Annotated in this window: 10 protein-coding genes, 3 tRNA genes, 3 rRNA genes, 1 other RNA gene and 1 pseudogene; 14 read left to right on the plus strand and 4 right to left on the minus strand. The window is 44.1% G+C overall.

All coding sequences use genetic code 11. The annotated features are described in order from the left end of the window. Positions 1-22: 22 nt before the first annotated feature. Together AC0VYC_RS00100 and AC0VYC_RS00105 are read left to right on the plus strand one after the other, a co-directional pair. A pseudogene (locus AC0VYC_RS00100) lies at positions 23-355 on the plus strand (methyl-accepting chemotaxis protein); the annotation flags it as partial. A 132-nt stretch (positions 356-487) separates the two neighbouring features. Further along, positions 488-580 (plus strand) — tRNA-Ser (locus AC0VYC_RS00105). A gap of 84 nt (positions 581-664) precedes the next feature. Here the strand turns inward: AC0VYC_RS00105 and AC0VYC_RS00110 are convergent. From AC0VYC_RS00110 to AC0VYC_RS00125, 4 genes are all read right to left on the minus strand, one after another. After that, on the minus strand, positions 665-1,324 hold the full coding sequence (locus tag AC0VYC_RS00110; protein ID WP_024719578.1) for a deoxynucleoside kinase: 660 nt from the start codon (positions 1,322-1,324) through the stop codon (positions 665-667). After that, positions 1,321-1,944: a deoxynucleoside kinase gene (locus AC0VYC_RS00115; protein WP_135227206.1), complete on the minus strand. Its 624-nt coding sequence runs from the start codon at positions 1,942-1,944 to the stop codon at positions 1,321-1,323. Before AC0VYC_RS00115 ends, AC0VYC_RS00110 begins: the two co-directional genes overlap by 4 nt. 79 nt (positions 1,945-2,023) lie before the next feature. Next, entirely contained in the window at positions 2,024-3,271 is a 1,248-nt protein-coding gene (locus AC0VYC_RS00120; protein ID WP_151023375.1) for a glycoside hydrolase family 18 protein, read from the minus strand. A 111-nt stretch (positions 3,272-3,382) separates the two neighbouring features. Beyond that, positions 3,383-3,925 carry a cysteine hydrolase family protein gene (locus AC0VYC_RS00125; RefSeq protein WP_135009452.1) on the minus strand — a complete coding sequence of 181 codons (543 nt, stop codon included), beginning with the start codon at positions 3,923-3,925 and terminating at the stop codon, positions 3,383-3,385. 79 nt (positions 3,926-4,004) lie between these two features. Here AC0VYC_RS00125 and tadA point away from each other — a divergent pair, with 79 nt between their 5' ends. From tadA to rrf, 12 genes are all read left to right on the plus strand, one after another. After that, entirely contained in the window at positions 4,005-4,481 is a 477-nt protein-coding gene (tadA, locus tag AC0VYC_RS00130; protein ID WP_008342015.1) for a tRNA adenosine(34) deaminase TadA, read from the plus strand. Between the two features lie 76 nt (positions 4,482-4,557). After that, positions 4,558-4,822, plus strand: an RNA gene (gene ffs / locus AC0VYC_RS00135) — signal recognition particle sRNA large type. 330 nt (positions 4,823-5,152) lie between these two features. Then, complete coding sequence (gene dnaX / locus AC0VYC_RS00140) at positions 5,153-6,865, plus strand: DNA polymerase III subunit gamma/tau (RefSeq protein ID WP_008342013.1); 1,713 nt, start codon at positions 5,153-5,155, stop codon at positions 6,863-6,865. A 25-nt stretch (positions 6,866-6,890) separates the two neighbouring features. Next, positions 6,891-7,214 (plus strand): YbaB/EbfC family nucleoid-associated protein, encoded by a 324-nt coding sequence (locus AC0VYC_RS00145; RefSeq protein WP_008342011.1) that lies wholly within the window; start codon positions 6,891-6,893, stop codon positions 7,212-7,214. A gap of 15 nt (positions 7,215-7,229) precedes the next feature. Continuing rightward, positions 7,230-7,826 carry a recombination protein RecR gene (recR, locus tag AC0VYC_RS00150; protein WP_003218094.1) on the plus strand — a complete coding sequence of 199 codons (597 nt, stop codon included), beginning with the start codon at positions 7,230-7,232 and terminating at the stop codon, positions 7,824-7,826. Between the two features lie 18 nt (positions 7,827-7,844). After that, the gene (locus AC0VYC_RS00155; protein ID WP_008342008.1) at positions 7,845-8,069 is read left to right on the plus strand and encodes a YaaL family protein; all 225 of its coding nucleotides are present in this window, start codon (positions 7,845-7,847) and stop codon (positions 8,067-8,069) included. Between the two features lie 66 nt (positions 8,070-8,135). Continuing rightward, a complete protein-coding gene (locus AC0VYC_RS00160) occupies positions 8,136-8,399 on the plus strand; it encodes a pro-sigmaK processing inhibitor BofA family protein (protein ID WP_012009068.1) in 264 nt (87 codons plus the stop codon). 276 nt (positions 8,400-8,675) lie between these two features. Further along, positions 8,676-10,224: ribosomal RNA gene (locus tag AC0VYC_RS00165) — 16S ribosomal RNA — on the plus strand. A gap of 96 nt (positions 10,225-10,320) precedes the next feature. Next, a tRNA-Ile gene (locus tag AC0VYC_RS00170) sits at positions 10,321-10,397 on the plus strand. A gap of 14 nt (positions 10,398-10,411) precedes the next feature. Beyond that, a tRNA-Ala gene (locus AC0VYC_RS00175) sits at positions 10,412-10,487 on the plus strand. Between the two features lie 98 nt (positions 10,488-10,585). Next, a 23S ribosomal RNA gene (locus tag AC0VYC_RS00180) occupies positions 10,586-13,516 on the plus strand. 61 nt (positions 13,517-13,577) lie between these two features. Continuing rightward, a 5S ribosomal RNA gene (gene rrf / locus AC0VYC_RS00185) occupies positions 13,578-13,693 on the plus strand. The 16S, 23S and 5S rRNA genes sit together here with 2 tRNA genes alongside, the layout of an rRNA operon. Positions 13,694-13,719: the final 26 nt, after the last annotated feature.

Consider the following 13,719-nt stretch of genomic DNA (forward strand, 5'->3'; position numbering starts at 1 on the left):
CATTGAAGAAGTCGTCAAAACCATTGGCGGTATTGCGAGACAAACAAACCTGTTAGGACTCAATGCTGCAATTGAAGCGGCAAGAGCAGGTGAAAATGGAAAAGGCTTTGCTGTTGTTGCAGACGAGGTACGTAAGTTATCAGATGGATCAAAGGAAGCAGCTGAAACCATTAATGCATTTTTAAAAGAAATCCAAGACAGCATTGGCACTTTATCTGAAAATATCTCACAAATCAGCAGTTCAACAAACGAACAAGCTAAACAAGTGACAGACTTTACAAAGATTATTGAGTCATTAAATGATTTTAAAGAAGAGATGAATCTTTTTATAGAAGAAATTAGACAGGATACGTAATAGTTGAAGAGCAGCCGATAATCGGCTGCTTTTTATAGGCTAAACATCATATCAAAATCAAATGTTGAAATTTTTTTCGAAAAGATGTTGACTTATAATAAGATGATATGATATATTAATTATTGTCGATACGGAGGAATACCCAAGTCCGGCTGAAGGGATCGGTCTTGAAAACCGACAGGGGTGTCAAAGCCCGCGGGGGTTCGAATCCCTCTTCCTCCGCCATATTGATTTTACCTTAGTTGAATTGAAACGCATAAGAATTGGAAATTGTCAAACCGCTGCATTCGAGAAATGCAGCGGTTTTTTTTATTTTGTGTTAGAGCGATTTTTTTGAATAACAGAAGCAATTTCATGAAGAATTGGATCAAGTGAGCTTTCATCATGAAGTAAGTCATAATCTTCAATATTAATTTTAATCACAGGGCACAGATCAAATTGTTCGATCCATTCTGTATATCGAGTGTACATTTCTTCCCAATATGCTCTATCGGTTTGAGTTTCCATCTCTCTCCCGCGCTCTTCAATACGATGTAATATATGATCTAAATCCCCATGTAAGTAAATAAGGACATCTGGGTGTGGGAAGTAAGGTGTCATCACCATCGCCTCAAATAGACTCGTATACGTTTCATAGTCTACCTCTGACATGGTACCTTTGTCTGCGTGCATTTTAGCAAAAATACCAGTGTCCTCATAAATGGACCGATCTTGTACATAACCTCCACCAGACTCGAAGATTCGTTTCTGCTCCTTAAAACGTTCAGCTAGAAAATAGACCTGTAAATGAAAGCTCCATCTTTGGAAATCTGAATAAAAAGGCTCTAAGTATGGATTATCATCTACTTTTTCGAGAGAAGTTTGAAACCCTAGCTTGTCCGCTATTGTTTTCGTCATGGTCGATTTTCCGACACCAACTGTCCCTGCAATTGTAATGACAGCATCCTTTGGTATTTCAATATTTTTCATAGTACTTGCTCCTTTATGTTCTGTACAATTTGCTGGTAATCTTGCTGTGAGGAAACGAAGTCTGTATGATCGCCTTCAATTGTAATGATAGGAAGACCTGGGTCAGTTTGTTTTAAATGCTCGATGGCCAACTCATAATCTTCAATCAGGGTTTTTAAATAAGCTGGATCAATGTCTTCTTCAAAAGATCGGCCTCTCATCTTTATTCTATCAAGTAAGGTGGGAAGGCTGGCTTTTATATAGATCATGGCATTTGGTTTAGGAAGATCATCTGTCAGCAAGTGATAGATCTTTCTGTATTTATCCATGTGCTTTTTAGATAAGGTTCTTTCTGCAAAGATCATATTTTTAAAGACATGATAATCAGTGACAATCGGCTGCTGTTTTTTGACATAGTTCTCTTCAATAGATTCTAACTGTTTAAACCGATTGCATAGAAAGAACATCTCAAGCTGAAAGCTCCATTGTTCCATATCTTCATAAAATTTATCTAAGAATGGATTTTCTTCTACAATTTCTTTTACTAAAGGAAATTGAAATTCCTTTGAAAGCATTGTAGCTAAGGTTGTTTTTCCGGCTCCAATTGGGCCTTCCACTGCAATAAAAGGGGCAGGATACATAGGCGTTCTCCTCTATCTATAAAGTTGTCAAACCAATGTATATTGTACCATACCCCTTCTGAGAGATAGAGCGTATGAATTACGATGTCGTTCTTTTTTCAATATTAAATTGATCTGATAACAACAACCAGTTTTGTGGGAAGGATAGACCTAATTTCCAGTAAGCAATTCCATTTAGGTTTAACTCTTTAATGAGATTAAATTTGGCTTGAATGGATCTTGCATCTTCAAACCAAACCTCGTGTTCTTTGTTGTTAGCATCTGTATAACGGAAATAAGGTGCTTGTGCTGTTTCGTCATATAAAATGGATACATTATTCTCTCTAGCAATGGCGATCGCTTGTTGAGGGCTGACGGCTTTGGCGATAGGGCCTCCTTGAACATAAGGGAGTGTCCAATCATATCCATATAAATTCTGCCCCATCACAATTTTATTGGCAGGTATGACAGTCAGTGCATATTCAATGACTTGGCGGACAGGGCCGATCGGAGAGACGGCTTGTGCAGGCCCGCCGCTGTAGCCCCACTCATAAGTCATTAGCACAACATGATCAACAATCTTTCCAATTGCTTCATAGTCATGCGCCTCATACCATTTTCCTTTCTGTTCACTGCTTGTTTTAGGAGCGAGTGCCACAGAAATAGTCCAACCCTGTTGATGAAAACGAGTTGTTGCTTCTCTTAAAAATTGAAGGTAGGCTTCTTTATCAACAGGGCGTAAATATTCAAAGTCAAAATGGATTTCTTTTAATTGATACTTTTGAGCAACGCGGACGATTTCATTTAATAATGTCGTTTTGACAGATTGATTTGTTAAAAGGATTCGCCCGAGTTCATCACTAAATTTATCATTCTCTAGATTTGTGACTACCATGGATAAAACCGTTCTGCTTTGAGCGGCAATCTGAGGCAATTGATCTAATGGTGGCTCGCGAAGTGTGCCGTCTCTTTGCGCTTGAAAACTAAAAGCGCCGAGATGTGTTAAGTATGGAGATGCCTCTCTGGCTGCTTGCTTTAAATTTTCGCTGACTTGGTTTCCGCGTGGTTCTATATAAGCATTAGAATTAATATTTCTTTTCGGTCTTTGTGGAATATAAAGTAAGAAGCGAATAGGCAATATAGCTTCAGGACGAATCCGATTCACACGTGCCAATTCTTCTACCGAAATTTGAAATCTTCTTCCAATTTGATAAAGTGTATCATTTTGTTTGACCTCATAAAATTGACCTCTAATAGGGATGACAATTGTTTGTCCAACGACTAGTTGATTTGGTGTTTCGATGTCGTTGGTCCGAATGATTTCATTTACCGTTGTTTTAAAACGCATGGCAATCTCATTTAACGTATCTCCTCTTTTGACAACATAAATTTGAATGGTCAACGCCCCCTTTGTTATTGCTAACAATTTATGAGGGTGATGGATAAATCATGTTTGATTTTAATCCGTGATCTCTTTAGTGGTTGTGATTTTGGCGAGAAGAACGTTCTCCATCATCGTTAAAGCGTACTCGTTGTCCCTATCATCATTTGAAGCAATACAATCTTTAGGTACAGTGAGGTTGTACTCTCGCATGTAAGCGTCATTTGCAGTGAACAGGACACAGATGTTTCCGGCAATTCCAGTTAAAATAAGTTCTTGCACACCTAATTCATTTAGGAGTGTCTCTAGTGCTGTTCCGTAAAAAGCAGAGTGCTTAGGTTTAATTAAGAAGTAATCATCTTTAGATGGTGCCATTTGCTCTAAAATAGGGGCACTTCTTTCGTTTTTACATGTTTCCATAACAGCTTTGATATCTGCCTTCCAGAGTCCATAGTGGTCGTTGATATAGATAATTGGCCAATTTTTCTTGAAAGCGTGTTGTTTAAGGGCTAAAATTTTATTGGTCATTTGCTCTGTTTTTTCAGCGAGCACATGTCCCATTTCAAAATCAAAATTATTGATCATGTCAATAATAAGCAGTGCCTTTTGTTGTTTTGGCAAATCAAGACCCCCTTTAAAAGATTGTGATAATATGTTAACCTCAATATCCTTTAAAAAAACATGAAAAGAGAGCCGTGCTATGACGAAAGATGAACAGTTTATGCAAGAAGCTATTTCTGAAGCTTTGAAAGCAAAACAAATAGGAGAAGTTCCAATCGGTGCCGTCATCGTTGTTGATGATCAAATTGTAAGCCGTGCTCACAATTTAAGGGAAAGTGAACAGCGATCAATTGCTCATGCGGAATTACTTGCTATTGATGAAGCGTGTAAAATGACTGGTAGCTGGCGTTTAGAAGATGCTGTACTTTATGTTACACTCGAACCGTGCCCAATGTGTGCAGGCGCTATTGTACTTTCAAGAGTGAAAAAGGTCGTTTTTGGTGCCTATGATCCTAAAGGTGGATGTGCTGGTACTTTAATGAATTTATTGGACGATGAGCGGTTCAATCATCAGTCTGAAGTCATTGGCGGTGTGCTTGAAAATGAGTGTGGTGAGCTGTTAAGTCAATTCTTTCGAGACCTCCGTCAGCGGAAGAAGCAAGCGAAAAGTAAATGAATGGATGTCGTTTGCAATTTTATCACTTAGAAGGTATACTTATGTCTGCGTCACCAACAATTTAATATTCATTTTGCCGTGCTAAGCGGGGAGGTAGCGGTGCCCTGTACTCGCAATCCGCTCTAGCGAGGCCGAATCCCTTCTCAAGGTTCGTTTACTTCAAGGTCTGCCTTAAATAAGTGGTGTTGACGTCTGGGTCCTGCGCAATGGGAATTCATGAACTATGTCAGGTCCGGAAGGAAGCAGCATTAAGTGAAACCTCTCATGTGCCGCAGGGTTGCCTGGGCCGAGCTAACTGTTTAAGTAACGCTTGGGGTAGCGAATCGACAGAAGGTGCACGGTAAATCAATATTAAATGTAACTCATCTAGTTTATCTAGGTGAGTTTTTTGTTGCTATTGAAAGAATATATCAGTTGTTTTGTTTATACAAATAGTAAAAAAGCCATTTTCGGGTGAGGTATTTTTGAAGCAATTCATAAAGGGAACGAAAGTTCTTGTTGATCTGACAGACATTTTCAGAAAGCAAGAAAACACGTTTTTTATTCAAGAAAAGTAAAAAGTCTTTAAAGGAAATGCTCTTTTTCGTTTATTAGAAAATAAAGGTGTACTTTTGAATTGGTCGTTGCATCATGTATAATGAACATGATGATAAATGGAGGAGGGCGTATTTGTGAGTTATCAAGCTTTATACCGAGTGTTCAGACCTCAAGTTTTTGAGGATGTTGTTGGACAAGAACACATCACAAAAACGTTGCAAAATGCCCTTTTGCAGAAAAAGTTTTCTCATGCTTACTTATTTTCAGGTCCTAGAGGAACAGGTAAAACAAGTGCTGCCAAGATTTTTGCGAAAGCAGTGAACTGTGAAAAGTCACCTGTTAGTGAGCCGTGTAATGAGTGTGATGCCTGTAGAGGGATTACGACCGGTTCGATTTCAGACGTGATTGAAATAGATGCTGCCTCAAATAACGGGGTAGATGAAATTCGGGATATACGTGATAAAGTGAAATTTGCTCCTTCAGCGGTTACATATAAGGTTTATATTATAGATGAGGTACATATGCTCTCTATCGGGGCATTTAATGCACTTCTTAAAACGCTAGAGGAACCACCTGCTCATTGTATCTTTATTTTGGCTACCACAGAGCCTCATAAGATTCCTCTTACCATCATATCAAGATGTCAGAGATTTGATTTTAAACGGATCACGACAAAAGATATTGTTGGACGAATGGAGAAAATTGTAGATGCAGAAAGCCTAAATATACAAGAGGGTTCACTCGAGATTATTGCTAGTGCGGCAGATGGAGGCATGCGTGACGCACTCAGTCTTCTTGACCAAGCGATCTCATTCAGTGGTGAACAGCTCACAATCGATGATGCACTGCTCATTACAGGTGCTGTATCTCAGCATTTCATTAGTCAGCTTGCTGAAGCCATTTTTGAGCAAAATATTGCGATAGCGCTGGATACGTTAAATGAATTGCTTCAACAGGGGAAAGATGCCGCGAAATTAATAGAGGATATGATCTTCTACTTTAGAGATATGCTTCTTTACAAAACAGCACCGGATCTTGAAGGTGTCCTTGAAAAAGTCAAAGTCGACGATAAGTTTGTGGCTCTTTCTGAACGTGTGGCACCTCAGTTTCTTTATGAAACGATTGAAGTGCTGAATAAAAGCCATCAGGAAATGAAATGGACAAACCATCCTAGAATTTTCTTTGAAGTAGCTGTGGTTAAGCTCTGTCAGTCAACGGCTGGTGCTGTATCATCTCCGGCTGATTCCGACCTAACAGCGTTAACGAATAAAATAGACAGGCTGGAACAGGAGCTATCTAGGCTAAAAGCTGAGGGTGTTCCAATGACTCAGTCTCAGAGTCCTCAAGCAAAAACGGAAGCACCTCGACCTCAAACGAGTAATAAAAATGGTTATCGTGCACCTGTCGGTCGAATTCATGAGATTTTAAAAGAAGCGAAGCGACCGGAGCTAGAAAAAATAAAAGGCAAATGGGGAGAGCTTCTTGCCCAATTAAAACAGCAAAATAAGGTATCTCACGCTGCGCTATTAACAGATAGTGAACCAGTTGCGGCGGCAACTCATGCCTTTGTTTTAAAATTCAAATTTGAAATACATTGTAAGATGGTGGCCGAAGATAAAAGTGGTGTTCGAACCAATCTTGAGCAACTGCTAGAATCTATGCTAGGAAAAAGAGTGGAATTAGTTGGCGTTCCTGACGCTCAATGGGGTAAAATAAGAGAAGAATTTTTAAGAGATCATCAGCCTGAAGAACAAGCAGATGGTCAGGCAGCTTCTGCTGAAGAAGATCCATTAATTGCAGAAGCAAAGAAGTTAGTAGGAACCGATTTAATTGAAATTAAAGATTAACAATTTGAAAGAGAGTGGTGTTCATATGCGCGGTGGAATGGGAAATATGCAAAAAATGATGAAACAAATGCAAAAAATGCAGAAGGATATGGCTAAGGCTCAAGAAGAGCTTGCAGAAAAAGTCCTTGAAGGTACGGCAGGTGGCGGCATGGTCACTGTAAAAGTAAATGGACAAAAAGAAGTCGTTGATGTGGCGATTAATGAAGAAGTTGTTGATCCTGAAGACATCGATATGCTTCAAGACCTTGTACTTGCAGCAACAAATGATGCATTGAAAAAAGTTGATGAACTAACGAATGAAACAATGGGTCAATTCACAAAAGGAATGAACATGCCAGGTTTATTCTAGGAGGAATAACTGAAGATGCAATATCCTGAACCAATATCAAAGCTGATTGATAGCTTTATGAAATTGCCAGGAATCGGACCTAAAACTGCGGTCCGTCTGGCTTTTTTTGTTCTTAGTATGCAAGAAGATGTCGTGCTGGATTTTGCGAAGGCACTTGTTAATGCAAAGCGTAATTTAACTTATTGTTCTGTTTGTGGACATATCACCGACCAGGATCCTTGCTATATTTGTGAAGATACAAGAAGAGATCAATCTGTGATCTGTGTCGTGCAGGATCCAAAAGATGTGATCGCAATGGAAAAAATGAAAGAATACAACGGCTTATATCATGTGCTTCATGGTGCTATTTCACCAATGGACGGAATTGGACCAGAGGATATTAAAATTCCTGACCTATTAAAAAGATTGCAAGACGATCAAGTCACAGAGGTCATTCTTGCAACCAACCCAAACATTGAGGGAGAAGCGACAGCCATGTATATCTCTAGATTGTTGAAACCATCAGGAATTAAACTCTCTCGCATTGCTCACGGACTCCCAGTAGGTGGAGATTTAGAGTATGCGGATGAAGTCACACTTTCTAAGGCTCTAGAAGGCAGACGTGAGATGTAGGAAGGAGAAGTACGGTACATGGGTTTTCTTCGCAGAAAATCAATTCGAAAAGAATTCGATGAGATATTAATTCAACAGCTTTTTAAGCAAAAGGAAGAATGGAACAGACAAAAAAAGCTTGTCGCAAATAGCGTTGAGCCTTCACCGGACATTCTATTCGAATTAAAGCTTGCTCAAGCGAAGTACTTTTTCTATCTGAGAGAAGCGAAAAAGAGAAATTTACGTTTAAACAACTGGAGATAGCAGGTCTATTTTCCATAATCCTCTCATATGCTTGTACTATTCATATGAAGAGGAGATGAGAGGATTATGGAACCTGTTATTGTGATTGGTTCAATTTTGTTAGCTGTTTTATTGTTGTTTATGTCGGGTGTTCAAGCAAATCCATTCAAATGGTTAGGGCTTATCGGAATAAAATTTGTCGCAGGCGCTCTTTTTTTATTTTGTCTCAATTTATTCGGCGAGAGTTTAGGGCTTCATGTTTCCATTAACCCTGTAACGAGCGGAATTAGTGGTTTGTTGGGCATTCCAGGTGTAGCAGCTTTAGTCGTAATTGAAAAGTTTATTATTTAATGCAAAATATTGTTGACTTTGATTATATATGGTGGTAAATTAATATACGTCGCTGATGACGAAGAAACGAAAAAACATAATAGCAAAAAAATTGTTGACACTAACAACTTGGATGTGATAAGATGTTCTAGTCGCTTCTGAAGCGGTAAACAAGTTCTTTGAAAACTAAACAAGACAAAACGTACCTGTTAATTCGAGTTTTTATAAAAAAATCCTATGATACATCATAGGTAGTCAGTCAAACGCTGACGAAAAACAAAACTTCGGTTTTGTACTTTTTCGGAGAGTTTGATCCTGGCTCAGGACGAACGCTGGCGGCGTGCCTAATACATGCAAGTCGAGCGGACAGAAGGGAGCTTGCTCCCGGATGTTAGCGGCGGACGGGTGAGTAACACGTGGGTAACCTGCCTGTAAGACTGGGATAACTCCGGGAAACCGGAGCTAATACCGGATAGTTCCTTGAACCGCATGGTTCAAGGATGAAAGACGGTTTCGGCTGTCACTTACAGATGGACCCGCGGCGCATTAGCTAGTTGGTGAGGTAACGGCTCACCAAGGCGACGATGCGTAGCCGACCTGAGAGGGTGATCGGCCACACTGGGACTGAGACACGGCCCAGACTCCTACGGGAGGCAGCAGTAGGGAATCTTCCGCAATGGACGAAAGTCTGACGGAGCAACGCCGCGTGAGTGATGAAGGTTTTCGGATCGTAAAGCTCTGTTGTTAGGGAAGAACAAGTGCAAGAGTAACTGCTTGCACCTTGACGGTACCTAACCAGAAAGCCACGGCTAACTACGTGCCAGCAGCCGCGGTAATACGTAGGTGGCAAGCGTTGTCCGGAATTATTGGGCGTAAAGGGCTCGCAGGCGGTTTCTTAAGTCTGATGTGAAAGCCCCCGGCTCAACCGGGGAGGGTCATTGGAAACTGGGAAACTTGAGTGCAGAAGAGGAGAGTGGAATTCCACGTGTAGCGGTGAAATGCGTAGAGATGTGGAGGAACACCAGTGGCGAAGGCGACTCTCTGGTCTGTAACTGACGCTGAGGAGCGAAAGCGTGGGGAGCGAACAGGATTAGATACCCTGGTAGTCCACGCCGTAAACGATGAGTGCTAAGTGTTAGGGGGTTTCCGCCCCTTAGTGCTGCAGCTAACGCATTAAGCACTCCGCCTGGGGAGTACGGTCGCAAGACTGAAACTCAAAGGAATTGACGGGGGCCCGCACAAGCGGTGGAGCATGTGGTTTAATTCGAAGCAACGCGAAGAACCTTACCAGGTCTTGACATCCTCTGACAACCCTAGAGATAGGGCTTTCCCTTCGGGGACAGAGTGACAGGTGGTGCATGGTTGTCGTCAGCTCGTGTCGTGAGATGTTGGGTTAAGTCCCGCAACGAGCGCAACCCTTGATCTTAGTTGCCAGCATTCAGTTGGGCACTCTAAGGTGACTGCCGGTGACAAACCGGAGGAAGGTGGGGATGACGTCAAATCATCATGCCCCTTATGACCTGGGCTACACACGTGCTACAATGGACAGAACAAAGGGCTGCGAGACCGCAAGGTTTAGCCAATCCCACAAATCTGTTCTCAGTTCGGATCGCAGTCTGCAACTCGACTGCGTGAAGCTGGAATCGCTAGTAATCGCGGATCAGCATGCCGCGGTGAATACGTTCCCGGGCCTTGTACACACCGCCCGTCACACCACGAGAGTTTGCAACACCCGAAGTCGGTGAGGTAACCTTTATGGAGCCAGCCGCCGAAGGTGGGGCAGATGATTGGGGTGAAGTCGTAACAAGGTAGCCGTATCGGAAGGTGCGGCTGGATCACCTCCTTTCTAAGGATATATGGAGCAGCGTACGTTTTTCGTCTTGTTTAGTTTTGAAGGAACTTGCAAAAGATCCTACAACATCATATCTTCGATATGAAAGATGGGCCTGTAGCTCAGCTGGTTAGAGCGCACGCCTGATAAGCGTGAGGTCGGTGGTTCGAGTCCACTCAGGCCCACCATCTTCTATTAAATCGGGGCCTTAGCTCAGCTGGGAGAGCGCCTGCCTTGCACGCAGGAGGTCAGCGGTTCGATCCCGCTAGGCTCCACCAACGTGTTCTTTGAAAACTAGATAACAATAAGTAATACATTCACATTGAATGCAATGCAAAGTTCATCACACATAGTGATTCTTTCTAAAGTAAGAAATGGTTAAGTTAGAAAGGGCGCACGGTGGATGCCTTGGCACTAGGAGCCGATGAAGGACGGGACGAACACCGATATGCTTCGGGGAGCTGTAAGCAAGCTTTGATCCGGAGATTTCCGAATGGGGAAACCCACTGCTCGTAATGGAGTAGTATCCATACTTGAATACATAGAGTATGAGAAGGCATACCCGGGGAACTGAAACATCTAAGTACCCGGAGGAAGAGAAAGCAAATGCGATTCCCTGAGTAGCGGCGAGCGAAACGGGAACAGCCCAAACCAAGAGGCTTGCCTCTTGGGGTTGTAGGACACTCTATACGGAGTTACAAAGGAACGATATAAGCGAAGAGGTCTGGAAAGGCCCGCCAAAGAAGGTAACAGCCCTGTAACTGAAATGTTGTTCTCTCCAGAGTGGATCCTGAGTACGGCGGAACACGTGAAATTCCGTCGGAATCCGGGAGGACCATCTCCCAAGGCTAAATACTCCCTAGTGACCGATAGTGAACCAGTACCGTGAGGGAAAGGTGAAAAGCACCCCGGAAGGGGAGTGAAATAGATCCTGAAACCGTGTGCCTACAAGTAGTCAGAGCCCGTTAACGGGTGATGGCGTGCCTTTTGTAGAATGAACCGGCGAGTTACGATCCCGTGCAAGGTTAAGCAGAAGATGCGGAGCCGCAGCGAAAGCGAGTCTGAATAGGGCGCATGAGTACGTGGTCGTAGACCCGAAACCAGGTGATCTACCCATGTCCAGGGTGAAGTTCAGGTAACACTGAATGGAGGCCCGAACCCACGCACGTTGAAAAGTGCGGGGATGAGGTGTGGGTAGGGGTGAAATGCCAATCGAACCTGGAGATAGCTGGTTCTCTCCGAAATAGCTTTAGGGCTAGCCTCAAGGTAAGAGTCTCGGAGGTAGAGCACTGATTGGACTAGGGGCCCCTACCGGGTTACCGAATTCAGTCAAACTCCGAATGCCGATGACTTATCCTTGGGAGTCAGACTGCGAGTGATAAGATCCGTAGTCGAAAGGGAAACAGCCCAGACCGCCAGCTAAGGTCCCAAAGTATACGTTAAGTGGAAAAGGATGTGGAGTTGCTTAGACAACCAGGATGTTGGCTTAGAAGCAGCCACCATTTAAAGAGTGCGTAATAGCTCACTGGTCGAGTGACTCTGCGCCGAAAATGTACCGGGGCTAAACGTATCACCGAAGCTGCGGACTGTTCTTACGAACAGTGGTAGGAGAGCGTTCTAAGTGCAGTGAAGTCAGACCGGAAGGACTGGTGGAGCGCTTAGAAGTGAGAATGCCGGTATGAGTAGCGAAAGACGGGTGAGAATCCCGTCCACCGAATGCCTAAGGTTTCCTGAGGAAGGCTCGTCCGCTCAGGGTTAGTCGGGACCTAAGCCGAGGCCGAAAGGCGTAGGCGATGGACAACAGGTTGATATTCCTGTACCACCTCCTCACCATTTGAGCAATGGGGGGACGCAGGAGGATAGGGTAAGCGCGGTATTGGATATCCGCGTCCAAGCAGTTAGGCTGGGAAATAGGCAAATCCGTTTCCCGTGAAGGCTGAGCTGTGATGGCGAGCGAAATTTAGTAGCGAAGTTCCTGATTCCACACTGCCAAGAAAAGCCTCTAGCGAGGTGAGAGGTGCCCGTACCGCAAACCGACACAGGTAGGCGAGGAGAGAATCCTAAGGTGATCGAGAGAACTCTCGTTAAGGAACTCGGCAAAATGACCCCGTAACTTCGGGAGAAGGGGTGCTTCTTAGGGTGTTAAAGCCCCGAGAAGCCGCAGTGAATAGGCCCAGGCGACTGTTTAGCAAAAACACAGGTCTCTGCGAAGCCGTAAGGCGAAGTATAGGGGCTGACGCCTGCCCGGTGCTGGAAGGTTAAGAGGAGCGCTTAGCGTAAGCGAAGGTGCGAATTGAAGCCCCAGTAAACGGCGGCCGTAACTATAACGGTCCTAAGGTAGCGAAATTCCTTGTCGGGTAAGTTCCGACCCGCACGAAAGGCGCAACGATCTGGGCACTGTCTCAACGAGAGACTCGGTGAAATTATAGTACCTGTGAAGATGCAGGTTACCCGCGACAGGACGGAAAGACCCCGTGGAGCTTTACTGCAGCCTGATATTGAATGTTGGTACAGCTTGTACAGGATAGGTAGGAGCCTTGGAAACCGGAGCGCTAGCTTCGGTGGAGGCATCGGTGGGATACTACCCTGGCTGTATTGACCTTCTAACCCGCTGCCCTTATCGGGCAGGGAGACAGTGTCAGGTGGGCAGTTTGACTGGGGCGGTCGCCTCCTAAAATGTAACGGAGGCGCCCAAAGGTTCCCTCAGAATGGTTGGAAATCATTCGCAGAGTGTAAAGGCACAAGGGAGCTTGACTGCGAGACCTACAAGTCGAGCAGGGACGAAAGTCGGGCTTAGTGATCCGGTGGTTCCGCATGGAAGGGCCATCGCTCAACGGATAAAAGCTACCCCGGGGATAACAGGCTTATCTCCCCCAAGAGTCCACATCGACGGGGAGGTTTGGCACCTCGATGTCGGCTCATCGCATCCTGGGGCTGTAGTCGGTCCCAAGGGTTGGGCTGTTCGCCCATTAAAGCGGTACGCGAGCTGGGTTCAGAACGTCGTGAGACAGTTCGGTCCCTATCCGTCGCGGGCGCAGGAAATTTGAGAGGAGCTGTCCTTAGTACGAGAGGACCGGGATGGACGCACCGCTGGTGTACCAGTTGTTCTGCCAAGGGCATCGCTGGGTAGCTATGTGCGGACGGGATAAGTGCTGAAAGCATCTAAGCATGAAGCCCCCCTCAAGATGAGATTTCCCATTCCGCAAGGAAGTAAGATCCCTGAAAGATGATCAGGTTGATAGGTCTGAGGTGGAAGCGTGGTGACACGTGGAGCTGACAGATACTAATAGATCGAGGACTTAACCTATATTCTAATGTGAAAAATGAACATTGTTATCTAGTTTTGAGAGAACATTCTCTCCATCAGGTTTGGTGGCGATAGCGAAGAGGTCACACCCGTTCCCATACCGAACACGGAAGTTAAGCTCTTCAGCGCCGATGGTAGTTGGGGGTTTCCCCCTGTGAGAGTAGGACGCCGCCAAGCTTTTCAAAGGATCAGTTCCAATCGGA

Source organism: Bacillus sp. iso_77 (genome assembly GCF_056173625.1).